Below are 24351 nucleotides of genomic sequence, written 5' to 3' on the forward strand. Positions count from 1 at the left end.
CTCTCACCATTTAGCTTTCATTTTTAAATCAGTTAAACCACCAAAAAAATAAACATCACGCAATACATGGACGTGGAAGAAAGCAGCTTCATCCCTCCAGTGCAATATTCTTTGTGAGAAATAATCTGGTGTTTCTTCATATGAAACAGAGGCTTGAATTTCATATAAATTACTCCCCAGGGAGCAATCAAACTCAAGGTCTACAAAATGTTTTTGACCTTTATCGAACTTTTTATTCCAGAAGAGATCGTCTTTTTCACCATTGCTTAATTTAAACATATCTTGATTCAGTGTACCCCAGGAATAAATTTTTACCCCTTCTTTATTCCTTATTCTTACTCCAACATTTAATTTATCAATTTGCTGATTGACAGTGAAATGAACTCTTATTTTGATGTTTTCGCCGGGATTGAAAACATTTATTTTTTCATTTTGGATGTTGAAGAGTTCAACTTTATCAATAACAGCCTCTCCCTCTCCAAATGAGAGCTTGTCTGAACGTAAAGTTTCTTGTTGTTCATCTTCATTTGAGGCACTAATACTTTCCGATTTTGTTATTTCAAGAACTGTTTCAGTGTTTGTTCTCTCTGAAATTTCTTCTGTTAAATTCGAATAAAACTTATTCTCTTCATCATGCAATAAACGACGATACTCGAGCAAGACTTCAGATGATAGTCCACTCATAATCTGTTTGCCTCGATCAAGTAGAATCGACTTGTTTGTCAATGTGCGCACGGATTCTTGGTCATGCGATACAAAAAGCAAAGTGACACCATTGCTTGTCAATTTCTCAATTTGTCGGAAGCAGCGCTTCTGAAAGAGAGCATCACCAACAGCTAAAGCTTCATCTACTATCAAAATGTCAGGCTCTAATTGAACTTGAACGGCGAACGCCAACCTTACCATCATACCACTTGAGTAAGTTTTTACTGGCTGATCGAGATGCGCTCCAATATCAGCAAAGCCAGCAATAGAATCAAATTTATTATCAATTTCTGTTTTAGTTAATCCCAGAACTGCACCGTTTAAATATATATTTTCTCTTCCAGTAAATTCAGGATTAAATCCAGAGCCTAATTCCAATAAGGCTGCAATTCTACCTTTAGTTAATACTTTTCCAGAGGTAGGGGTTAATGTTCCTGTTATTATCTGCAGTAACGTGCTTTTACCCGATCCATTACGGCCTATAATACCAGCAGCTTCCCCTTTTTTAATTTCAAAATTGATATCCTGTAATGCCCAGAACTCACTGTAAAACTGCGTGGATTCTCGACCTACTAAACTTTCGAACTTTGGAATAAAAAATTGTTTTAATCGGTCACGTGGATTGTTGTAAATTTGATAGCATTTACTGATGTTCTCTACACAAATTACATTATCATTATAAGACATCAGCAAATCCTTTTCTTACCTTTTGAAAAAATGCAAACCCAATGACACAAACAATGCTACCTATTACCAAATTGATAACTAACATCATCCAGTTTGGCTCATAACCCCAGAAAACGACTTTACGCGCTTCCTCAATCATATATGCCAGTGGGTTAAGTAATATTATTTTTTGAAACGCTGGAGGCAATGCCGCTATTGGATAAAAAACTGGTGACATAAACATTAATACACTAATAACGATACCGATTGTTTGGGCAATATCTCTAACAAAAACACCTAAAGCCGCAAGTATCCAACTCAATCCTAATATTGCTAGCATTAAGGGTAAAATTATAATAGGCAATAACAATATAGTAATATGTATATGTTGTTTAAATATTATTATTGCGAGCAACAAAACCGTAAAACTAATAATAGCATGAAAGAAAGCAGCGAAAAAATTAACAAACGATAAAATTTCAAGTGGAAAAACAACTTTCTTCACATAATTCACATTGGATGTAATCAGGGTAGGTGCCCGACCAATGCACTCTGAAAATAAATTAAAAACTATTAGACCAATAAATAACACAATGGCAAAGTCTGCTTTCCCTGCATTAGGATCAGTTCCCCACCGGGTTTTAAATACAATAGAAAATACAAACGTATAAACTATTAACATCATAAGAGGGTTAAAAAGAGACCAAGCTAGACCGAAAAATGAGCCTTTATATCTACCTGTTACTTCACGCTTAGTCATTTGCCAAATAAGCCCACGATGACGACGAAAGCTATTCAGCATAGATTTGGTTGCAACTAACATTTACATTCCCGTTTTAACATTAAGTCTTTTTAATTAAAGCATTCTGATATACTTGAAGAGTTTTACTTATTACAATTTCTTTTGAAAACTTATCTTTTATCAAATTAGATGACTTTATTCCATAATCCTTGCGAATAATGGGATTATTCACTAAAAATCTTAAACCATCGCTCAATGTGTCAATTGTATGATTCTTTAGAACAATGCCATTAACTTTATCGGTAATGATGCTTTGGCAACCTGGCATATTACCCACAATACAAGTCCTTCCTATAGAGCAGGCTTCAAGTATTATTCTGGGAATTCCTTCAGCATATTTAGTAGGCAGCACCATGATATTGCATTTTCTTAGCAAAAATTCAATATCATTACGTGTTCCTAACCAACTTATTAATCCTTCATCTTCCCAGCTCTTAACTTGGCTAAGGGGAATTCGATCAGGATCTTCATCATCAACAATACCCGCAACTGACAATTCGATTTTGATACCTTCTTTCTTCAACTTCCGAATACTTTCAACTAATAACTCTAGTCCTTTAGATTTGAGCAATCTACTCGCAAATAATACTTTAGTGTTCTCACTCTCCTCTTCAGGCTCATAAGCATATTTTTCTATATCAATCCCTGCACCATCAATAACATGGAGTCTTGATTTATCGATGGACGTAATACCTGCGAGTGTTTCTTTATCTGAAGAATGCTCGAATATTAGCTGGACATTATTATTTTTGTACAAGATGGCCTTATACAAAACCTTCACAATTTTTCTCAATAAGTTATCTTTTAAAAACACTCGTCCCAATCCTACTACACTGATAATTTGGGGTATTCCTTTGATTCTTGAAATTAAACCACCAATTATATTAGGTTTTATAGTAATAGTATGAAGCAAGTCAGGCTTAATCTTTTTCAATAGGATATAAAAGCCGATGAGCATTTTAACATTAGTAAATAAATTAATGGAAAATCTATCAATATCTAAATTCCAACACTTAATACCTTGCCGTTCAAGATTTGATTTTATTATTTCATTCGAGAAATTTGAGATAAGGTGTATTTCATGTCCATTTTTTACCAATTTGTTTACACGGTCGATCCAGTGCAACTCAAAATACCATGCCGTGTTAACAAAATAGATTATCCTCATTCCACCCTCAGTTTATTAATTCTTTTAAGCACGCTACCGCCCTTGGCTCTAGCTACCAAAATACTCACCTACATGTTTTAAAGCAGCCTGCAATCTACTGCTTGTTTTTCATACAATTATTAGCGTTTTATTATTATATTTTTTGTCGAAATCCTAACACTGAACATATGTATGTGGAAGAAGAGCTTTGTAGAGCATCTATTTTTTGCTAATCCAAAAAAGCAAAAAGCCTGTCCATTGACAGGCTTTACCAATAAATAAAATAACTATTTGAAACCGTTAGGATTCTTACTCTGCCAATTCCACGTATCACGCATCATGGCATCGATCCCGCGCGTCACGCGCCAGTCCAGTTCGTTGTTCGCCAGCGTGGCATCGGCCCAGAACGCAGGCAGATCGCCGTCACGGCGTGGCTTGAACTCAAACGGAATTGGCTTGCCGGAAGCTTTCTCAAACGCCTTGATCATCTCCAGCACGGAGAAGCCTACTCCGCCACCGAGGTTGTAAGCTTTGTAGCCTTCAACTTTGGCTAAGTGGTCCAGCGCTTTCAGGTGCCCTTCTGCCAGGTCGACAACGTGAATGTAGTCACGCTGTGCGGTGCCATCTGGCGTGTCGTAGTCGTCGCCAAACACGCCCAGCTTCTCCAGACGGCCAATCGCCACCTGCGCGATATACGGCAGCAGGTTGTTAGGAATGCCGGTTGGATCTTCACCGATTTCGCCAGATTCATGCGCGCCAACCGGGTTGAAGTAGCGCAGCGCGATAGCTTTGAAGTTCGGATCCGCTTTAGCGAAGTCGCGCATCACGAATTCGATCATCAGCTTAGAGGTACCGTACGGGCTAGTCGTGCCGCCGATAGGCGTGGTTTCCACGTAAGGAACCGGTGCATCCGCGCCATAAACGGTCGCAGATGAGCTGAAGATGAAGTTCCACACGCCAGCAGCGCGCATCTCTTCCAACAGCACCACGGTGCCAGCTACGTTGTTTTCGTAGTATTCCAGCGGCATACGCGTGGATTCGCCAACGGCTTTCAACGCAGCGAAGTGAATCACAGCGCTGATATCGTTAGTGGCAAACAGGTCACGCAGGCAGGCGCGATCACGGATGTCGCCTTCAACGAACACCGCTTTTTTACCTGAGAGCTTTTCCACGCGGTTGATGGCTTCGCGGGAAGCATTGCAAAGGTTATCCAGGACCACAACGTCGTCGCCACGCTCTAACAGCGCCAGCACCGTATGGGAGCCGATGTAACCTGCTCCGCCCGTTACCAAAATAGCCATGTGTACTCCTTTAAACCGCGCTAATGGCGCGGTAGAGAATGAGAGAGCTTATTTCGCCAGGATTTTCTGAATGGATTCGCGGAAATCGCGGCCCTGAGCGTTGTTACGCAAGCCGTAAGAGACAAATGCCTGCATGTAACCGAGTTTACGACCGCAATCATAGCTGGTTCCAGTCAGCAGTTGCACATCTACCGGCTTCTTCTTGCTCAGGGAGGCGATAGCATCGGTCAGCTGAATGCGGCCCCATGCGCCTGGCTCAGTGCGCTCCAGCTCTTCCCAGATATCGGCAGAGAGCACGTAACGGCCTACTGCCGTCAGATCAGAGTCGGTTGAGCCGGCTTCTGGCTTCTCGATAAAGCTGGTGATGGTGCTGATATCGCCTGGGTTATCAATCGGCTCTTCGGTGGTCAGCACGCCATATTCGGTGAGGTCTTCACCCGGCATGTGTTTCGCCAGCACCTGGCTGTGGCCAGTATCTTCGAAGCGAGCAACCATCGATGCAAGGTTATAACGCAGGTGGTCAGCGGTAGAGTCATCCAGCAGCACGTCTGGCAGCACCACCACAAATGGGTTGTCGCCAATCATTGGACGCGCGCACAGCACGGAGTGGCCCAGACCCAACGGGTTAGCCTGACGCACGTTCATAATGGTCACGCCCGGCGGACAGATTGACTGCACTTCGCTCAGCAGCTGACGTTTAACGCGTGCTTCGAGCAGCGCTTCCAGCTCGTAAGTGGTATCGAAGTGGTTTTCCACTGCATTTTTGGAAGCATGGGTGACCAGCACAATCTCCTTGATGCCAGCCGCGACGCATTCGTCAACAATGTATTGAATCATTGGTTTGTCGACGATTGGCAGCATCTCTTTCGGAATGGCCTTGGTCGCAGGAAGCATATGCATACCGAGACCCGCAACGGGGATTACTGCTTTAAGCTTGGTCATATTTATTCCATTTCATGAAGTGAATACGTGGGGTCGATTATGCAGGATCGGCCGGTCGAGCAAGTATAATCTTTATCTGAAAAACCGGCACTAACTCTCTGTCACGCCATCAAAAATCGCTAATTTGGCCGGTAAAAATGCCAGTATTCCAAAGCGGAAACGATGTACTAAGCCGCTGAAAAACCGCGAGAGGATGGAATGAGAGTGACGAAGGAAAAGACCAGTGATTTTCAGAAAAGTTAACGTGTAGGAATTGCAAGGTCACCATAAATGGCGACCCTACTAAGGAGTGGCGCGTTTTTCGTAGGGTGCGCATTCATGCGCACCTGAATTCATATCGAAATTAATGCTTAACTGAGCGACATTACACCGTTAACGGTGACCCTACGAAGGTTACAGCCAGCCCTCAAACCATTCCGGCATCACGAACAGGTTGAAGTGGTTTACCAGCATCATCAGCGCCACAAACACCACCGACACCGAAACCCACTGGCGCGCATACGGCATAAAGCGGATACCAATCACCGGCTTGATGAAGAAAGGATGCGCAAAGGCAGAAATCAGTACCTGCGAGATCGACAGCGTCAACGCCACATACAGCACGTTCGGCCAGATGTAGGTTGTCGCCAGCACCGCTACCACCACCAGGCTCGCCACAATGTTCCAGTAGAACTCAACATTGGTGCGGCCGTTGGCCTGCGAAATCGCGCCGGTTAGGCCGCCCATCGGACGCAGCATGCCAAACAACAGCATCAGCGGAATCAGATGATAAACCTGTTCATGCGAAGCGCCATACAGCACGCGCACAATCACCGGTGACAAAATGCCAATCGCCAGATACATCGCGCTGCTGAACAGCATGATGACGAAGGTGCCTTTCAGGAACAGCTTTTTCAGCTGCTCCGGATCGTGCTGCTTCTCAGCAAAGCGCGGCAATGCCAGACGGTTAATCACCGGCGAAACCAGCTTCAGCGGTTGCAGAATCAGCTCTTTTGCCAGCGAATAAATCCCCAGCATCTCCGCGCCCATCACTTTACCGACGATCAGCGCATCCGCCTGAGTACGCAGCTGGTTAATGGTCTGCGAACCGAGCTGATACACGCCGTAACGCACCGCGCTGACGAAGGTTTTGCCGTCGAATTCCCAGGTCGGACGCCACGATTTCTCGCCGAAGTAGATCATGCAGAGAATTCGTGTGAAGGCGTTGATGAACAGGCCAAGAATCGCCGCCGCCACGGTGAGCGAGGTGTAATACAGCATCGCGACGGTACACAGGAACGCAAACAGCTTGGTGGCCATCTCAATCTTCGCCAGCGTCACCATGCGTTTGGTTTTCACATAGTGCGCCTGATACTGCGACAGATGTCCCAACACCAGGAAGTTGAGGCTGGTGAGCATGATTAATCCCACCAGCTCCGGCAGGTGATAGAACCACGCCACCGGATAGGCAATCGCCAGCATAATCAAGCCGGTGCAGAAACTGAGCGACACGTTCACCCAATAAATGGTGCTCTGCTCGCGGCGATTAATATCCTGGCGATGCACGATGTAGCTGCTCATGCCCATATCCTGCAGCACGGTCGCCACCGCCAGAATCGCATTAATGATCGCCAGTAAACCCAGCTCGTGCGTTTCCAGTTTGCGCGCCAGAACGGCGAGCTGTAACACCTGAAGCAATGCGGCAAAACAGGTACTACCAAACAGCCAAACGGCCTGTTTTTTTAATCCGCTCACACCATGCGCTCCAGAATTTTCGCCAGCTCACCGTAAGCGATGTGCTGATTGAACTCAGTTTCGACTTTTTGCCGCGCTGCCGCGACCACTGGAGCCACATCCACATCGCCGCGTGACAGACGCAGCAGCGTCGCCGCCAGCTCGTCAGGATCGTTCTCAGCCACCAGCCATCCGCTGACGTCATTCTCAATCAGTTCAGGAATGCCGCTGTGATAGGTGGAAACCACCGGCAAGCCAACCGCCATCGCTTCCATCAACGCCACCGGAATGCCTTCCATATCGCCATCTGCGGCGGTTTTGGACGGCAGCAGGAAGATGTCCGCTTCGTTCAAAGCCTGACGAATCTCGTCCTGCGGCTTAAAGCCCGGCATGTCGACGCAATCCTGCAATCCAGCGCGCGCAATGTGCTCACGCATCATGCCGTCCTGTTCGCCGTTACCGATGATGGTGAACTGGAACTGGCCGCCGTTATTACGCAGGATTTCGCTGGCTTTCACCGCCACATCCAACCCTTTCTTCTCGGTCAGACGCGCAACAGAGACGATGCGCAGCGGTTGATGGAAGGCTTCGCGCGGACGGAAGTTAAACTTCTCCGGCTCGATGCCCATACGCGTCACGTGCACTTTGGCGCGCGGACAGCCCATCTCGATGAGCTTGTTCTCCCACAAGTGGCTGATAGGCAGCATCAGTTCACTCTGTTTGAACAGATTGATGTAGTCGAGCTTGTGCTCTTCGAGGATGTGACGACGCGAAATATCCGCGCCGTGGAACACCGTCGCCTGCTTGCCTTTCAGCACACCGAGCTCGCGCAGCTTGTTCGCCAGCGCGCCGGCATAGCCGAAGTGCACCAGAAACACATCTGCGGTGTATGGCTGCTTAGTGTTGGCGACAATCGCCGGCAGCAGCAGTTTGCTGGCCTGTGCGCCGTAACGACGCACATTCAGCGACTTGAGCAGCGCGCCTTTGGTGATTTTCGGCAGTATCAAGCCGATACGCTGCGTCAGCTTATCAAGGTTGGATACTTTCTCTTCCGGCAGTAAATAGTGGGTTTTCGCTGCCAAATTGTAGTCATCGAACGCGGCGTGGCGATTAATCATATCGCCTGGAAACACGGAGATAATCTCCACGTCGTAGCCTGCGTCAATGAAATGCGTCACCTGATTGAGCACAAAGGTCTCAGAGGCAACAGGAAAACGCATGGTGAAAAAGGTCAGCTTCATCACTTCACCCCAGGACGTTGAGAATTTCTGCTGTAATGCGGTTACCAATCTCACGCTCCTGCGCCACCGCGGTATCAACTTTGTGTTTCACGTTGTCGTAGTCGGCCAGCACCGTCTGCACTTTATCGATGAGCGAACCATCCATCAGGCTCTGCACATCGGTTGCCATCTGCGGCAGGCCAAGCTGTTTCATCACGCCGAGCGACTTGTGCTCGTAGTTAATGGCCACGGCTGGCGTACCAAAGTTCATGGAGATGATGGCGGAATGCAGGCGGGTACCAATTGTCAGATGACAATGGCTGAGGAGGATGCCGAGTTCGAGGTCGTTAAACTCGTCCATGATGACATGGTAATGCTCGGGATGCTCGACATGATCGCGCAACGTCAGCGCCACCATGCGGTCATCTTTGGCGTAGCTATCAATACCGGTACAGGTAGAGAAGGCAACCACCTGATAACCTTCGGCAATCATCGCGTTAATCACGCGGCCAAAGGCAGCTTCGTATTCTTTCTGCGTCACGCCTAGACGTTTGTCGAACGGCGCCAGTTCACGCACGGTGATCGCAATGGTTTTGCGTGCGCTGATAATCGCCTGCCAGTGCAGCAGGTTATGGCTTGGATTGGCCACTTCACGCGCTTCAACCAGGAATGCGGTATCAACGCCCTTCTTCACTTTGCTGGTGGTCACGCCATCTTGCTTCAGGCGGTCGTAGCTCACCTCTTCACGCAGCACCAGGCTGTCGACGCGATCAAAGACAAAGTTCGCCAGCGCATTCACGCGCGGGTTTTCGAACGGACCGACCGAGTGACCGACCATATGCAGCGGCTTTTTCGCCATCAGCGCACAGAGCGCGTGGTCGAATTGGGTTACGCCGTAGAGATCGACGAAGAACGAGCCGCCAACCTGAATAATCGCATCATACTGCGCAAGGCTATTGGTAAACGCCGCCAGATGTGGTGGCACCGAGAAGGATTTGTACACGCCGCCTTTGCCGAGGTGCGCCATCATGATGTCCGGCATCAAGCGGTTCGCCACTTTGCGTTTCAGGCTGCCGACTAACCCTTTGCCCGATTTGCTGTTGTGCAGGAATAGGGAATCCTGCTGGATGTCCTGCTGCAGTAAATAGCCAGAGCTTGTTGGATAACGGCTGATCACATCGATATCCAAATCCGCGCGCGCGGATTTCAGTGAATCAATCAGCCCACGTAAAATCGCGCCATCCCCACGATTTCCACAGGTATGGTTTCCTACCAATAAAATCTTCATAAAAAAACTCCGGAAAAATTTTTGTAATTTTTACAAGCCGCCAATAGCTGCACTGGCAAAGTGAACTCTGTTTAAAAGGACTGCAATGGGAGTAAACCCCAAAAAGTGGTGCTTAACGTTGATGCTGCTCTCTGGTGCGCATTAATGCGCACCCTACAAAACCCTCAACCATTCTGAACGTCGCTGCTGCTTTCCGGTGCGCATAAATGCGCACCCTACAAAACCCTCATCAAATGCCGTAGGGTCGCCATTTATGGCGACCGATTTACAAACCACTCATTACGACTTCACGGCAAAATACGGCATAGCCACCTGCTCACCATTAATCACCACCGAGATGAAACCTTTGGGTTCGCGGGTATCCACCTGTTCCGGCTTGAGCGCGCGCGATGCCATAAGCAAATCGCCCTGCTCGTTTCCACCGATGCCAGCCTTACCGTTGTGCAGGCTGAAACGCTGCGGTGCCTGCTGTGCGCCACTGCCCGGTGCGCCTTTGTCCATCACCGCATCCACACGCGCACATTGGCCGGTCAGGAAGCGATCCTTGGCGGTGCTTTTGATCAGCACGGCGGTGGTCGGCGTCCAGCCCGCCAGCTTGACGTAGACTTTGGTGTCGGTATCGCTACGCGCTTCGAAACGCACATCAACCACTGGCGAGCTACCTTCCGCTGACCAACTGGCTTCGGCTTTGTTTTTCTTACGCTGCAGATGAATCACCGCGCGGCCACCGGTACCTTTGCCGTTGATAACATCCATCAGCGGCTGGTTAGCGGTACCGTTATTGAACTGCGACTGACCAAACACCTCGATCTCCCAGCTATCGCCCACCGTTGGTGAGTAGAAGTTGCCGAGTTCAAACCAGGTTTGCTGATCGCTGTTATTGGTCAGGCGGAAGCGCGAGGTGATGTAGTTGTATTTCAGACTGCCATCAATAGCGACGCCGTAAGATTCAACGCGCGTCGAGCCCATTTCCCAGATGTTCAGCCAGCGTTCGCCTTCCAGCGAGTTATCAATCCAGCTGCCCGACTGCAGATTGGTCTGGCGCATATTAAGGCGCGAGTTACGCGCGTTAAGCGGGTTCTTACAATCCTCAATGCTCAGCGCATCGACAATCCATTGGCCGTTCGAGATGTCGCCAGGGAAATCGCTGTGCTCAATCCAACCGTTATGGATGATCGATTGGCTGCAGCGCGGCAGATTCAACACCATGCCGCCTTTACAGTGCTGAGCGTTGAAGTTGGAGAGCTCAATCGCGGTGCTGTGATCCCATGCACCAGCCTTTTGCCCCGACCAGCTGGCTTTAATCACATCGCCGGTACAGGCGTTGGCGTACCACTGGTCGATTTTGCAATCCAGCGTATCCAGCAGGCTGAGCGAGACGCCGCCGACCTGATTGAAGCGCAGGCAAGCGCCACGGAAGAACTGGCCGCCCGGACAGGTGTTGCGGAACAAACCCTGTTTGTTCGGACGCTTATCGGTGTTGCCGTTGAAATTCAGGTTGGAGATTTCCGTCCAGCGCGCATTTACCTGGAACAGGAATTCGGAGCGACCGTCAGAAACCAGCGTGGTCGCCGGGAAATAACCGAAGTTGACCATCGCGCCCGAGATGCGGAAGAAGCGACGACCTTCGTCACCGAAATCACATTCGGAGACAAAGAAGGTGCCGGCCGGGAACTGCACGCAGATCTGCTGGCTGGCATCAATCGACCATTGATACATGGCTTTGATCGCCGGTGCGCTATCGGTTTTGCCGTCGGCGATAGCGCCGAAATCAAACAGCGTCAGGCGGTTAAAATCTTCCACCACGCGACGCCAGGTGAAACCGTTGCCGCTGAAGTTCACGCCGCCGTCATCTTTGCCATCACCGAAGGTGCCGACGAACTCGCCGCCGCCCACTTCCAGCCCTTCGTGCCAGCTTTTCAGCTTGATTTTGGCACCGGCGAACAGCGGACGGGTTTTACGCAGCTCTTCAACTGACGGGATCTCACCAATCAGCTGATAGCCGTTCGGCTGCGCCAGACGCTGGCTAAAGTTGCTCTGATTAGGACGTGAAACATCGCTGATGGAAAACAGCGTGTGGCCCTGATCATCTTCCACCACCATTGAGTGTGATGGATTGGCGATCAACGCTGCATTATCGTGAATGAACTGGGCGAAGTTGCCTTTGTTCAACGCAATCGGCTGGCTGATTTGTGACACTTTGCCATTGGCATCGCGCAGAAACACCGGGATCTGATTACCAGACTGGCTGGCATCACTGCCTGCCTTACCGATCCACAGTTTGCCCTCAAAGTTCTGCCAGAACTGCGGTGGCATGGTATAGACGTTTTCTGGCGTCAGAATCGGTACATCGCCTGCGGGTACGCTGGACGGATCGATAGATTTTAACGTTGGCTGACCACTTTTTGCGGCGTAGCTGGAAAACGCACTCACTGAGAGCGCGGTAACAATCGAGGAGGCTGCGGCCTGCAAGACTTCTCTTCTTTTCATGCTTCAATTCCCGTGGTTGTGCGGCCAAAAAGGATTCCCGAGGCACGATAATTGTCGCTAAACAAGCGCGAGCCAGCTCTGCTTGATCTGGTTACCGTCAAACTTGAGCGCGGTTTCTTTGGTTTTTTCACTCATCGCATAGAACAGGCCATCATCGCTGGCGAGCTGCTCCATATGCTTAATAAAGGTGGTTTTGTCGTTCATCGGCACTAGGAAGCCATCTTCACCGTGATTGATGATCTCCTGCGGCCCGGTTGGGCAATCGTACGCCACCACCGGCAGCGACCAGGATTTGGCTTCCAGCAGCACCAGCGGCAAACCTTCATAGCGCGAGGTCATCAGCGCCATGTCGCTTTCGCGGTAGTAATCGTTAATGTTGCTGACTTTGCCGACGAAATTGACGCTGTTAGTGATACCTAACGCGGCAGCCTGATCGTGCAGCTGCTGACGCAGTTCGCCGTCACCGGCAATCACCAGTTTCCACTCGGGATGCTTCTTACTGAAGTCGGCCCAGATATCCAGCAACAGGTCGAAGCCTTTCTGGTTATCCAGGCGCCCCACCGCCAGCGCCTGACGGCTGCGCGTTTGACGTTGAAACGCTTTGTACACCACCGGATTGGGGATTTGCTGGCTGGCAATATTCCAGCGGTTAAACACCTGATGATCTTTGTCGGTCAGGACGATCACCTGGTCGTAATAGCGCAGCATCAGCCACTTCAGCAGCTTAATTGGCTTGCTGAACGAATTGATCGCGATGTGTTCGCAGGCATACGCCTTAAAGCGCTTCTTCTTCAGCGCCATCAGGTTCCAGAAGGCGAACATCACGCTCAGGCGGCCCATGCTGATCAGGAATACACTGTCGAAGCCTTCCTGATGAATGCTGGCAACGGCGCTTTTAATCGGGTTGCTGTGGCCTTCAAAGCTGACAATTTTCTTCACCCGTTCGAACGGATAAAAGGTTTTGCCGTTGCCTTCCAGCGAGTAAATGGTGACTTCATGTTGTTCGCCAAGGCATTCAGACATAAAGTTGCAGATGTTTTCAGTGCCCGCATACGAGTAGGCATCCTTAATCACCAAAACGATCTTTTTCATAGAACCTTTCCACCTCAAAAATATATAAGCAGCTAAGCACCGTTGCGCTTAGCGGTGTTTTAAGGAAAAAAGAACCCCATTCACCATATACCAGACGTAATAGTAATATACTTTTAACGGATTGTTTTTATAGATAATTCTTAATAATTCGAGGTGCCACTTCGCCGCTTTATTTTTGTTGCGCGACAGTGAATCACCCAACTCGTAATAGTTGACCAGGGTTTTCTGGATCACGCGGGCTTGTTTGTAGCGGAGGAACAATTCATAGAGGAACAGGAAGTCTTCGTGGCCTTTACGCTGGAAGAAGATGCCCTGTGGAGGACGGCGGAAACACACCGAGGAGAAGCAAACGCGATACTGCTTCTTCACGAAGTTTTCCTGTTGCAGGTAGGGTTTGCTGTAGTTGATATCGTGGTCAGCGGTTTTGGTTTTGTAGTGATAATGCGTAATCACGAAATCGTCGCCGGCGGCAATCGCAGCCGTCTGTTCGGCCAGTTTTTCGCGGTGCCACTCGTCGTCGCTGTCGAGAAACGCGATGATCTCTTCTTTCGCTGCGCGCAGCCCAACGTTACGGGTTTCGGCTGCGCCCTGATTCACTTCATTGTCGAGAATGGTGATGCGTGCGTCCTGACAATGTTCACGCACAAAGGCCAGTGAATCATCGGTGGATTTGTCGTTGATCAGGTAAAGATGCCAGTCGCTGTAGGTCTGGTTGATGATCGACTCAACCGCGCGCAGAACGGTATTTCGCGCGTTATACATCGGCATCACAATACCGACGGTGCCAACATGATTTGTCATTTGTCTACCCGGAGTTTCAGGAACCAAAAAATTGCCCCCATGTAGGGAGCAAGTGAAAGTGTTTAAAAGTGAATCAGGAGACGGCTCTTCTACCCGAGAAGCGCGACTTCACCTTATCGAGCAGGCGATTCATGAAGTAGGCGCGATTATCACGGTTGGTGAGGAAGAAGTAGCGTGCAAAGCTGAGGCTGGCCTGCAGCGATTTCCCATCCATCTTGTAGCGCAGCGGCAGCTTGAACGCCTTGTAAGTGTGGATGTCGCGTGTGGTCAGATGCGGCTTCATGGTATCGAGCCAGAAGAAGGAGTATTTGACCGATTCGCCTTTGTGCTTGGAACCAAATTTGGTCACCAGATGGTACGTTGCCAGCGGCTTGTCGATCATCACGAATGCGTAACCCATGCGGTCGGCGCGGATGCAGAAATCATAATCCTGATGGCGAATATAGCGCGCATCAAACTGGATCTTCACCGCATCTTCGCGCTTCAGCACAATGGTGCTGGTTTGAATGAAGCCGTAACAGCCAAACAGATACTCGGCCACGGTTTCGTTCTTACCGGGCGGTTGCATCGGCATCACCTTGAGGAAGCTGCCATCCTGATGGATGTTCACCTGACTAAAGATGACGTAGCGCGATTTGCCCTGCGCTTCCAGTTTGGCGATGGTTTCGCTGGCGACCAGCAACTTGTCAGGATGCCACTCATCGTCGGCATCGAGAAAGCTGATAAAGTCGCCGCTTGCCAACTCAATACCTTTATTACGGGCGCCGGCGCCGTTGAGTTTGACCTCAGACAGCTCCAGTTTGATAGCCAAATCCTGATAACGCTCGCTGCGTACCACCTGCGCCAGTTCGGCCGCATCGGCCGATTTGTCATCAACAATAATGACTTCAAAATTGCGATAGGTTTGCGCTTTGACGCAATCTAGCGTCGTGACAATCGATTTCGACGCGTTATACGCGGGAATAACAATTGAGAAGCGAATCTCCTGCATTGCCAGCACCTCATTAAAAAAGTTACAAAATCAATGATATAACTTGTGGGCTCAAAAGAATAATGGGTGATGTCCTAATTTGTCGGCGAGGTCTTCATCGCCACTTTCTTCTTGTTGCTACTGCCGATAAACGGTTTCTCGACAAACAGGTAAGTCAGTTTCGCCACATAGAAAGAGGCGACAAAGAACAGCGTTGAAAGCAAGGTGTAGAACAGGAACGAATGCGGATAGAGCGTTTCCGGGATCTGCTTGATGAAATAGAGCACCACACCGTGAATCAGATACAGGCTGTAACTCACCTCACCAATCGACATCAGCGTTTTGTTTTCCAGAATGCCAAACACCGCATTGCCGCTGCTGACAATAAAGAAGATCACCGTCAGACAGCAGAGGAAAATCAGATACCAGAAGGTGTTGCTGGTAAACGACAGCGAGAACAGCGACAGCACAATCACTGCAAAGCCGGCCAGACTGGAGGTTTTGTAGTGCGCAAACATGTCGCGATATTTATACGCCAGATAACCCATGGCGAAGCCCAGCACCGGACGCGGATCGGTATAGGTTTTACCCCACAGACGCAGGCCAACCGCCACACAGAAAATCACGCCGATTGAGCCGAGAATCAGCAGCGTTTTGTATTTTCCTTTGGTGGCGCGGTTGAGAACGTAAATCAGCGGAATCGACAGATATAGCAACCATTCGAGGCGCAATGTCCACTCAACACCAGCGTTCACATCCGCCGTAAGGAAATCACCAATACGATAGCTGCCAATAAACAGCAACCACAACACGGCATCTTTCACCGCCGTAAGGCTATAAGTGAGATCGCCCTGCACCACGCCCACCGCGATGATGACAAAACCGGAGAACCAGAACATCGGGACAATACGGCGGATACGCGACTTGAGCAGCTTGTGCGTCAGTTGCCCTGGCGTCAGGGTTTCATTATCCAGCCAGCGATAGAACAGGAAGGCGGAGATCATGAAGAACAGCAGCACACCAAATTTGCCGGAGTTAACGAAGAAATTACCTTCAGAGAACCAGGCAAAATAATCTTTATCGAACACCCACTGACCATCCAGCGAATAGATGTAGTGGGCGAAGTGTGAGAACGCGACGATGCTGGCCAGCAGCGCGCGCATACCAGAGATACTTTTAATACCGCTCTCGTTGTAAACGCCTTTGTGGAAGGAGAATACTCGCAGAATGATTAGCGCCAGACAAAATGACAGCACCATGATTAATACATACATGTCAGCTCCTGAATCTGAGTTGGGTTAGCTGCTGTGCCGTGACAAAACGCTATCGAAAGTGCTGCTTAAGACGTTGAAGGTTCTTTCTGCTTTCTGTTTATAAAGCATCTCATTGGGGTGAATGCAATCGGGCGACATCTCAGATTGCCAGTCACGGTTTTCTTTGATGACGCTGAACTGCTTCACAATCGGAACTTGCTGCTCTTTAGCCACTTCATTTAACTGGTAAACATACGGCCAGACGTTCCAGCGCTCGGCTTTGCCACAAATTGGATTCGGTTCCTGAAGAACCACCAGTTTGTTGTTTGCCTTGGCGCCTTTCACCAGCTCGGTAATGATGCGCTTGTACTCTTCCGGCGTTTCAATGCGCTCGCCTTTGTCTTTGAAGAAGTTGATGCGCGCATCATTGATCGCATAGTTAATCAGAATCATGTTGGCATCGGATTTCGCCATGCGTTCTGACCAATCCATCGGCGTATTGTCTTTGTTATAAACCAGCACCGAAACCTGTGCGCCCGGCATGCCGTGGTTCTTCACCTCAATGTTGTTGCCGTACTTCTCGCGCAACATCTGCTGCAAAAAACTCACTTCGTTGTTTTGACTGATGATGTTACGACCGCCCGAAGCGGTAACGCCTGCGGTGGTCGAGTCACCGTAGGCCGCGATGATAAAGGTGCCGGGATGATCGTCTGCCTGCGCCAGCAACGGCGCAGAGGTGATCAGAAATGCCAGTAAGGTCTTCCGCATATTTCCTCTCATCGGTTAATGAAACAATTTGAATTCACGAGCAACTTCATAGCCGACAACGGCTTGCTTCAGTGAGATCGTGTTGTAATAGAGGTAATAAACAAGGAAGAAAGCAAACATCGCAAACATCGCCGGCTTCAGTACCCGTTTCGACTGATAAATCAGCGACGTCAAAATAATCGGTTCGACCTGCAGCAGGTAGTTCGACAGGCGCGCACCCGATGAGTAGTTATAGAAGAAGATCCTGATGCCGCCGCCGATCGCAAAGGTCAGAATTAGCAGGTAGTTCAGCTTCCACACGTCGTACTGTTCGCGCTTGAGCTGGTTGCTCAGCATGAAGTAGACAAAGATAAACACCAGCATGATGTTTTTCAGGTTTGACACCGACACCACGCTGCCGTCACCGGCATTCGAGGCTTCGTTACTGTAGCCTGCGGCCCTCTCACCCATCGATCCCAGATGTCCGGCGATCAAGGCGATAAAGCCGGTTCCGCCCACCACCGAAAGTGGCACACTGAACATGATGATGGCCACTGGCCACCAGCGCGATTCCCGAATAAACAGGAACGGAATGATGGTCACCACCATTACTGCGGTGTTGTGACTGAGGAATGACAGAATAAAGAAGGCAAACGCCCACCAGTATTGCTTGAGGTAAATCGTCCAGATCACGCCAAGAAACAGCGCCGAACTCAGGCCAAAACGAATCTGGTTAACGTCTTTGTTAATAAAGATGTGCGCCGAGTAAAGCGCTAATGCCAATACGGGATATGGCGACATCTTTTTAAAGAAGATGGCGTTAGTCGATACCGCCAGAATACTGAACACAAACAGGAACACGCTGGCATTGTGTGAAAACAGGCTGGTGATCCACGCGATAGCAAAAATCAGCGGTTCGTAACGGAAGAAGGCGACGGTGTTAGCAAAACCGTTGACCTCAATACGGCGGATGAAGTCAGCAAAGAAGCTGCGATATTGATAGTCGTCCATCCCGGTGCCGAGACCGCGAATACCGGCGAAGATAATCAGCGTGACGGTGGCGATGCACAGCAGATAAGTCAGAATATGGGTGGTTCGTTCGTCTTTCTTCAACAGGATTTCGACCAGCGCAAGCAACAGTACAAACCCTGATAAATACCAATATGGAGCCATGGTGTGATTCCTTAATTCCACAAGTTCTCATGCCAACAGTGGCTTTTTTTGGCGTTATAAAGAGAATCACCTGTGTCAATCGTTGCGTGTCGTCATTCAAACGGTGCAATCAAAAGGGGCGGTCAACCCGCCCCTCTCTTCACCGGATTACCCTCATCATTAACAGTGAATGACGGGCAAATTAACTTTTGGTCGGTTTGCCATACTCGTAATCGTAATAGTCGTAACCGTAACCATACGAGTTGGCGGCTTTACGCACCACGGCGTTGAGGATCACACCTTTAATCTCAATACCGTTCTGGGCAAAGCGTTTGAAGCTGACATCCAGTTCTTTCGGCGTGTTGGTTTCAAAACGCGCCACCATCAGCGACGTACCGGCCAGTTTACCGATGATAGATGCATCAGTTACCGCCAGAATCGGTGGCGTATCAATCAACACCAGATCGTAGTTCTTGCTCGCCCAATCCAGCAGCTCACCCATGCGACGATGCATCAGCAGTTCAGACGGGTTTGGTGGCACCTGGCCGCGTGGCAGGAAGTCAAAACCGTACGCACCTTTCTGAATCAGTGCTGGGCTGAACTCGGTTTTGCCCGACAACACGTTGGACAGACCGGATTTGTTATCCGCTGACAGCAGTTCGTGGGTGTAACCGCGACGCATATCACCATCGATGAACAGTACGCGTTGGCCCGCTTTTGCTACCAGCGTTGCCAGGTTGGCACAGATAAAGGTTTTACCAATGCCTGGGCTCGCGCCGGTGATCATCAGGATGTTGTTTTTTGCTTCCATCATCGCGAAGTGCAGGCTGGTACGCAGGCTACGAATCGCTTCGATTGACAGGTCAGTAGGATTACCCAGCGCCAGCAACGTTTCGTGTGGATCGGTTTTCACCTTGTTGCCACGACGCGCCAGTGCTTCGGTATCTTTCTTACGTTGCCATTCTGACAGCGGCACGCTCGCATACACGTTCATGCCCAGCTCTTCCAGCTGTTCTGGATTCTCGATGCCGTGATGCAGCAGCGCTTTCATCAGAACCAGACCAACAGAAACCATCAGACCCAGAATCAGGCTCGCCGCGATGATCAACAGTTTCTTCGGTGCTACCGGGCTGTTGCCGGTTGCTGCGCCATCGATGATGCGCACATCACCCACGGTGCTGGCTTTACTGATACCCAGCTCTTGCTGACGGTTCAGCAACTGCATGTAGATTTCCTGACCAGACTGCACATCACGCGTCAGACGCAAGATCTCTTGCTGCGTTTGTGGCATCTGAGAAATCTTTTTGTTCAGCGTTGCCTGTTCATTTTCCAGCGTTTTGCGTTTTTCCAGCAAGGCGCGATAGGTTGGGTGATCTTTGGTAAACAGCTGAGACACTTCGGCTTCACGGAAGGTCAGTTCGTTCAACTGGCTCTGTACGCTGACAGAAGAATCCAGCGCAGATTTTGCTTCCAGCGACAGGTCAACCGACTCGTTCTGGCGACGGAAGGTATTCAGCTTGTCTTCCGCATCATCTAGTTTGCCGCGCACTTGCGGCAGCTGATTGCGCAGGAACTCAAGGCTCTTCTCCGCTTGCTCAGATTTACGCTCAACGTTCTGCAGCAGGTAGTTATTGACGATTTGGTTCAGCACTTTGCTGATCTGCTCTGGATCTTCACCCAGATATTCCAGTCCCAGCACGCCAGTGTCTTTGCCTTTGTCAGCAACGGTCAGGTTGGCCAGCACCGAGTTAATCGCCTGCAGCTCGTTCAGCTTGGTGACGCTGAAGCTGGTGCCTTCATCAGCATTAATGCCGCTTACCAGCATGGTCACTTCACCGTGCGTTTCCAGCTGACCGACTTTACCTTTGAACAGCTCATCACCATCCGCTGACACGGTGTACGAGTCAGGACCGGTCACTTCCAGTTCAACGGTGCGCTTATCGATGGTGCGTGGAATTTCCAGGCGGGAGATCGCGACAGTCGATGGCTTGTTGCCCATTAGGCGCGACAGACCTTTACCAATCACCGGGAAATAGTTCTGGGTGACAACGGTATCCAGACCCAGATCGTCAACGGTTTTACCGATAACCATACGTGATTCAAGAATCTGAATCTCGGTATCGGATGCCGGCGTTGGCGGCAGAATGCTGTCTAACTCATTCAGTACTGAGCTGGCATTCTTCTGCTCAACCTGCACTAACGCATCTGCGCTGTAGATTGGTGTAGCAAACAGTGTGTAGAGCGTCGCCACCAGCATGAAGAAGGCGGTAACGGCAACAATGATCCAGCGATGATCAATCAGCTGTCCCACAAGATGCGCCAGATCCCATCCATTCGAATCTTCCTTTGGCGCGGTCATAACCTTGTTTTTGATATTCATGGATAATCCCAACTATCGGCTTAATACGTTGACCCATTTCTGGGTAGCGTTTTCCAGTAACCCGTAGACCTCTTCAAAGGCCTCGCGACTTTTTTTGTACGGATCCGCAATTTCCTGCTGATTGAGCCAGTGGCCAAGCAGCATGGTTTTTCCGCGTGCGGCTGGATCGATGCGATTCACCTGCTCAACGTGGCGCTTTTCCATTACCAGAATCAGGTCATAGTCACGGCACATGCTGGCCGTTAACTGCTGTGCCTGATGACCATCGAGCGACACACCGTGATCGGCGGCCACATCGAGGGCTTTCTGGTCCGCCGGATAACCTTTCAGGGCACTGAGCCCTGCTGAGGCGATCCGGGTGTTTGGTAGCGCGCGCTTGAACAGACGCTCCCCGGTTGGGGAGCGGCAAATGTTGCCGACGCAGACGACTAACACGGACTTAATCATGGCGAACCCTTAGTTCGACCAGTTGCGGAAACGAAGCGCCGCGGAGCTGGCATCGTCAACACCTACGATGGTCGGCAGCAGGCTTGAAATCACACGGTTCCAACGGGTAAGTGGTGTAGCGGTGACATAGACGATGTCGTATGGCTCCAGTTGGAATTCGGTGCCCATCACCATCGATGCCGCATCTTTGGTATTCAACTGATAGATGTTGGCGATCTTGGTGCGGTTGGCGCCGCGAATCGGACGAATCACGAACACGCCGGTGGCATCAGAGGTGGTCTGATCCATACCCTGCGAGTTGCCCAGCGCTTCGGCCAGCGTCATGCCGCTGCGGTCCATCTTCAGCGTTGACTGCTGCTTCACTTCGCCCATTACGAAGACTTTGAGATCGTCGTTACGTGGCACGTAAAGGATGTCGCCCGGATAGAGCAGATGGTTTTGGCTCAGGTCGCCGTTTTGCATCAGCGCCTGCAACGAAAGACGTTGTTCTTTGCCGTTGTGCGTCAGCACCACGTTGCGCCAGTCAGCGTCGGCGGCTAAACCGCCTGCGGCGTTGACGGCATCCAGCACGGTCAGCGGCACGTTAGTGATCGCCTGTTGTCCGGAAGTGGTGACTGAACCGGTCACATAGGCTTTCTGTGAACGGAACGAGGCGACGTTAACGTCAACCTGCGGGCTTTCAATGAACTGTGCCAGACGACGCGCCACTTCGGTGCGGATCTCGGTGACAGTTCGGCCTGCTACGCGCACTTTACCGATGTACGGATAGAAAATAGTGCCATCCGCCTGCACCCAGTTACCGGTGTCGCTGGCGCTACGGTACTGACCGGCGGGTGTGGTCAACTCTGGGTGATCCCAGACGGTGACGTTCAGCACATCACCAACACCGATGCGGTATTCGTAGCTCTGAATTTCATTTTGCAGCATTGGGTTAGCCTGAGCGACTAACGGCTTCGGACGCATCTGTTCAACCAGACGCGGCGTCAGCGGGAAGACGTTGACATATTTGTCGATGTCATAGTTGCTATCCTGTTGCTCTATGACATCTTTTCCACTGGTGGAAAGGTGAGAACCCGGCTCAATGGTACATCCGGAGAGAAAAGTCGCGGATACCAGTAAAGGTATCAATTTAATTTTCATTATCATCTGATTCTTCGCTATCAGTTATTGATTGATAGAGGCGAAATCGCCCGCTGTGTAGCGTCTTACAAAAATGGAATATGACAGGTTAAACACTGAAACTGTGGGTCATTATTATGCGCTCCCTTGGTTTTATGTTGTCACCGAGTCTAAAGACGACATCAATTAAAATGGTTTATACAGACTCAATCAGTGCAGCTGTCTAATAACGACACACTCAGCACCCGCAGTTTTCAATCGGGGAAGTAATGCACTCCCCGACCTCGCTGTCTATCAATAGGCGCCATCGCGTTTCAGCACTACGCCAACCGTCTTAAACAGAATCGCAATGTCGTTCCACAGCGACCAGTTCTTGACATACCACGAGTCAAAATAGACGCGTGTTTCATAGTCAACGTCGTTACGACCGCTAACCTGCCACAATCCCGTCATGCCTGGTTTCGCCATCAGGTAATAATCGACATCACCGGCATAACGGCAGAGTTCATCTTCAATAACCGGGCGCGGACCCACCAGGCTCATATCACCACGTACTACGTTCCACAGCTGCGGCAGCTCATCCAGACTGGTTTTACGGATGAAATGACCGACTTTGGTAATGCGTGGGTCGTTCTTCAGTTTGAAATCTTTATCCCACTCGGCGCGCGCAACAGGATCGGTACGCAGTACCTCTTCCAGCACCTCTTTCGAGTTGATCACCATGGAGCGGAATTTCAGGCATTTGAACTTACGTCCGCCCAGACCCACACGTTCATGACCGTAAATCGGTGGTCCGCCATCGCGGCCAACCATAAAGCCGAGTACCAGCAACGCCGGTGACAGCGCCAGGATAATGCTCAGTGCGCCGACGATATCGAATGCACGCTTAAGGAAACGCGAAGTGCGCTTCGCCAGGTTGTTATTCACGCGCAGAATCATCACTTCATGGCTGAAGATATAAGCCATGTCGGTGCCATACAGCGGTACACCACGCAGCGTTGGGATCACGGAAACGGAACGGCAATTGTGCATCGCCAGCGTTTTCAGCCAGTGATCGCGGTGCTGGCTCTGTTCAAACTCCACCGCCACAATGAACTGGGTTTCGCTGTTGGTCAGCTGCCACAGCTCTTGTTCGTTGTGCAGCACTGGTACGCCAGAGATGCTGGCCTGCGGGCTGCTCTTATCGACATCGAAGAAGGCGATAACATCAAAGCCCATCACTTCTTCGCTCTGCAGCGCCTGCCAGGCTTCCTGCGCGTTGCGGCTGCTGCCGATGATGATGGTTTGCTTCTTCCACATACCGTAATGATTCAGCACACGTTTAGAGATGGCGCGCGCTAATGGAATCAGAATCAACGCCAGAACCCAGGTCGCTACCCAGACAAAGCGCGACATTTGCCATTGTGAAAGTGCTGAAATTGACAAATCAATGACAGAGAAAATAAGAATGGTACGAAAGATCTCTTTGAGCTCGAACCAGAATGGTTTGCGGTAAGTATAATGACGCAGGCGAACCCAGAACCAGCCTACGCAAATAACCGATAACGCAATGTGAGTAGCGATTTTTAAATGCAGGTATTTTTCAGATATATCTGCCAGTGGAGAATGGGTAAACGAATTAATCAACGCCATGGCAATAAACAATGCTGCGTTGAAACAAATTAAATCCGAGCACGCCAGTAAAATTTTGGTCAGAAGACTTTTATATGTAATTTCGTTATCGCGCATATTTAACTCTTTTATATTATTTCTTTAATCCCTAATGCCTCAACGCTGTTTAATAAACGAGCGAAACATTCACTGCATTTGTTGAGGCAATCTGCGGTAAATTCTCTGAGGCCAAATCAATTCTCACAATAGTAAGCAAGAGAATTGTGATTAATACCAACAGATTAGTCCGACTTCCCTTACCACAGTGGCAGACCGTTAAACCAAGAGAAAGGCGCTTCAGGCACGCTACCGCCCTTGGCTGTCGCTGCCAATACCGCTTTCATCATCCTAATTACAGCTTGTTTTATGCGGCATTTTTGCGCTAATTACTGGCCGTGGTCCGCGTGCGATCACAATTCGCAACATTAGAAGGCTAAGGAGCACGCTATTAACGACTTTGGCGCAG

Annotated in this window: 19 protein-coding genes; all 19 read right to left on the minus strand. The window is 49.7% G+C overall.

Going from position 1 to position 24351, the window contains the following annotated elements; translation table 11 throughout:
• Nucleotides 1-3: 3 nt before the first annotated feature.
• Nucleotides 4-1392, minus strand: coding sequence for an ABC transporter ATP-binding protein (locus tag FHW71_RS03335; RefSeq protein ID WP_154183670.1), 1389 nt, complete (start codon nt 1390-1392; stop codon nt 4-6).
• Nucleotides 1382-2194 carry an ABC transporter permease gene (locus FHW71_RS03340; RefSeq protein ID WP_179450150.1) on the minus strand — a complete coding sequence of 271 codons (813 nt, stop codon included), beginning with the start codon at nt 2192-2194 and terminating at the stop codon, nt 1382-1384. Before FHW71_RS03340 ends, FHW71_RS03335 begins: the two co-directional genes overlap by 11 nt.
• A 19-nt stretch (nt 2195-2213) precedes the next feature.
• Nucleotides 2214-3341 carry a glycosyltransferase family 4 protein gene (locus FHW71_RS03345; RefSeq protein WP_179450148.1) on the minus strand — a complete coding sequence of 376 codons (1128 nt, stop codon included), beginning with the start codon at nt 3339-3341 and terminating at the stop codon, nt 2214-2216.
• Nucleotides 3342-3607: 266 nt separating this feature from the next.
• Nucleotides 3608-4621 (minus strand): UDP-glucose 4-epimerase GalE, encoded by a 1014-nt coding sequence (gene galE, locus FHW71_RS03350; RefSeq protein WP_154183664.1) that lies wholly within the window; start codon nt 4619-4621, stop codon nt 3608-3610.
• Between the two features lie 48 nt (nt 4622-4669).
• Entirely contained in the window at nt 4670-5563 is an 894-nt protein-coding gene (gene galF, locus FHW71_RS03355) for a UTP--glucose-1-phosphate uridylyltransferase GalF (protein WP_061717729.1), read from the minus strand.
• Nucleotides 5564-5956: 393 nt separating this feature from the next.
• The gene (locus tag FHW71_RS03360; protein ID WP_008104858.1) at nt 5957-7297 is read right to left on the minus strand and encodes an MOP flippase family protein; all 1341 of its coding nucleotides are present in this window, start codon (nt 7295-7297) and stop codon (nt 5957-5959) included.
• Nucleotides 7294-8517 carry a glycosyltransferase gene (locus FHW71_RS03365; protein ID WP_036648512.1) on the minus strand — a complete coding sequence of 408 codons (1224 nt, stop codon included), beginning with the start codon at nt 8515-8517 and terminating at the stop codon, nt 7294-7296. Before FHW71_RS03365 ends, FHW71_RS03360 begins: the two co-directional genes overlap by 4 nt.
• Nucleotides 8518-8521: 4 nt before the next feature.
• On the minus strand, nt 8522-9784 hold the full coding sequence (gene wcaK, locus FHW71_RS03370; RefSeq protein ID WP_179450146.1) for a colanic acid biosynthesis pyruvyl transferase WcaK: 1263 nt from the start codon (nt 9782-9784) through the stop codon (nt 8522-8524).
• 279 nt (nt 9785-10063) lie between these two features.
• On the minus strand, nt 10064-12274 hold the full coding sequence (locus FHW71_RS03375; RefSeq protein WP_179450144.1) for a phage tailspike protein: 2211 nt from the start codon (nt 12272-12274) through the stop codon (nt 10064-10066).
• Nucleotides 12275-12331: 57 nt separating this feature from the next.
• Nucleotides 12332-13366 (minus strand): glycosyltransferase, encoded by a 1035-nt coding sequence (locus FHW71_RS03380; protein WP_179450142.1) that lies wholly within the window; start codon nt 13364-13366, stop codon nt 12332-12334.
• A 48-nt stretch (nt 13367-13414) separates the two neighbouring features.
• Nucleotides 13415-14167 (minus strand): glycosyltransferase family 2 protein, encoded by a 753-nt coding sequence (locus FHW71_RS03385; protein WP_179450140.1) that lies wholly within the window; start codon nt 14165-14167, stop codon nt 13415-13417.
• 73 nt (nt 14168-14240) lie between these two features.
• On the minus strand, nt 14241-15158 hold the full coding sequence (locus FHW71_RS03390; protein WP_061717734.1) for a glycosyltransferase family 2 protein: 918 nt from the start codon (nt 15156-15158) through the stop codon (nt 14241-14243).
• Nucleotides 15159-15232: 74 nt separating this feature from the next.
• On the minus strand, nt 15233-16411 hold the full coding sequence (locus tag FHW71_RS03395) for an acyltransferase (protein WP_008104869.1): 1179 nt from the start codon (nt 16409-16411) through the stop codon (nt 15233-15235).
• A 24-nt stretch (nt 16412-16435) separates the two neighbouring features.
• A complete protein-coding gene (locus tag FHW71_RS03400) occupies nt 16436-17158 on the minus strand; it encodes an SGNH/GDSL hydrolase family protein (RefSeq protein ID WP_008104871.1) in 723 nt (240 codons plus the stop codon).
• Nucleotides 17159-17173: 15 nt separating this feature from the next.
• Nucleotides 17174-18310: an EpsG family protein gene (locus FHW71_RS03405; protein ID WP_008104873.1), complete on the minus strand. Its 1137-nt coding sequence runs from the start codon at nt 18308-18310 to the stop codon at nt 17174-17176.
• Nucleotides 18311-18491: 181 nt separating this feature from the next.
• Nucleotides 18492-20669, minus strand: a complete 2178-nt coding sequence (gene wzc / locus FHW71_RS03410) for a tyrosine-protein kinase Wzc (protein WP_008104875.1) — start codon at nt 20667-20669, stop codon at nt 18492-18494.
• A gap of 12 nt (nt 20670-20681) precedes the next feature.
• Nucleotides 20682-21116: a protein-tyrosine-phosphatase gene (locus FHW71_RS03415; RefSeq protein WP_008104877.1), complete on the minus strand. Its 435-nt coding sequence runs from the start codon at nt 21114-21116 to the stop codon at nt 20682-20684.
• A 9-nt stretch (nt 21117-21125) separates the two neighbouring features.
• Complete coding sequence (locus tag FHW71_RS03420) at nt 21126-22256, minus strand: polysaccharide export protein (RefSeq protein ID WP_179450138.1); 1131 nt, start codon at nt 22254-22256, stop codon at nt 21126-21128.
• 273 nt (nt 22257-22529) lie between these two features.
• On the minus strand, nt 22530-23963 hold the full coding sequence (wbaP, locus tag FHW71_RS03425) for an undecaprenyl-phosphate galactose phosphotransferase WbaP (RefSeq protein WP_008104880.1): 1434 nt from the start codon (nt 23961-23963) through the stop codon (nt 22530-22532).
• Nucleotides 23964-24351: the final 388 nt, after the last annotated feature.

It is taken from the genome of Enterobacter sp. Sphag1F, from assembly GCF_014193275.1.
Lineage (GTDB): Bacteria > Pseudomonadota > Gammaproteobacteria > Enterobacterales > Enterobacteriaceae > Pantoea > Pantoea symbiotica.

Excerpts from the sequence above, each read along its gene's own strand:
- FHW71_RS03335 (WP_154183670.1), bottom strand. The coding sequence starts at position 1,392 with ATGTCTTATAATGATAATGTAATTTGTGTAGAGAACATCAGTAAATGC.
- FHW71_RS03340 (WP_179450150.1), bottom strand. The coding sequence starts at position 2,194 with ATGTTAGTTGCAACCAAATCTATGCTGAATAGCTTTCGTCGTCATCGT.
- FHW71_RS03345 (WP_179450148.1), bottom strand. The coding sequence starts at position 3,341 with ATGAGGATAATCTATTTTGTTAACACGGCATGGTATTTTGAGTTGCAC.
- galE (WP_154183664.1), bottom strand. The coding sequence starts at position 4,621 with ATGGCTATTTTGGTAACGGGCGGAGCAGGTTACATCGGCTCCCATACG.
- galF (WP_061717729.1), bottom strand. The coding sequence starts at position 5,563 with ATGACCAAGCTTAAAGCAGTAATCCCCGTTGCGGGTCTCGGTATGCAT.
- FHW71_RS03365 (WP_036648512.1), bottom strand. The coding sequence starts at position 8,517 with ATGAAGCTGACCTTTTTCACCATGCGTTTTCCTGTTGCCTCTGAGACC.
- wcaK (WP_179450146.1), bottom strand. The coding sequence starts at position 9,784 with ATGAAGATTTTATTGGTAGGAAACCATACCTGTGGAAATCGTGGGGAT.
- FHW71_RS03375 (WP_179450144.1), bottom strand. The coding sequence starts at position 12,274 with ATGAAAAGAAGAGAAGTCTTGCAGGCCGCAGCCTCCTCGATTGTTACC.
- FHW71_RS03380 (WP_179450142.1), bottom strand. The coding sequence starts at position 13,366 with ATGAAAAAGATCGTTTTGGTGATTAAGGATGCCTACTCGTATGCGGGC.
- FHW71_RS03385 (WP_179450140.1), bottom strand. The coding sequence starts at position 14,167 with ATGACAAATCATGTTGGCACCGTCGGTATTGTGATGCCGATGTATAAC.
- FHW71_RS03390 (WP_061717734.1), bottom strand. The coding sequence starts at position 15,158 with ATGCAGGAGATTCGCTTCTCAATTGTTATTCCCGCGTATAACGCGTCG.
- FHW71_RS03395 (WP_008104869.1), bottom strand. The coding sequence starts at position 16,411 with ATGTATGTATTAATCATGGTGCTGTCATTTTGTCTGGCGCTAATCATT.
- FHW71_RS03400 (WP_008104871.1), bottom strand. The coding sequence starts at position 17,158 with ATGCGGAAGACCTTACTGGCATTTCTGATCACCTCTGCGCCGTTGCTG.
- FHW71_RS03405 (WP_008104873.1), bottom strand. The coding sequence starts at position 18,310 with ATGGCTCCATATTGGTATTTATCAGGGTTTGTACTGTTGCTTGCGCTG.
- wzc (WP_008104875.1), bottom strand. The coding sequence starts at position 20,669 with ATGAATATCAAAAACAAGGTTATGACCGCGCCAAAGGAAGATTCGAAT.
- FHW71_RS03415 (WP_008104877.1), bottom strand. The coding sequence starts at position 21,116 with ATGATTAAGTCCGTGTTAGTCGTCTGCGTCGGCAACATTTGCCGCTCC.
- FHW71_RS03420 (WP_179450138.1), bottom strand. The coding sequence starts at position 22,256 with ATGAAAATTAAATTGATACCTTTACTGGTATCCGCGACTTTTCTCTCC.
- wbaP (WP_008104880.1), bottom strand. The coding sequence starts at position 23,963 with ATGCGCGATAACGAAATTACATATAAAAGTCTTCTGACCAAAATTTTA.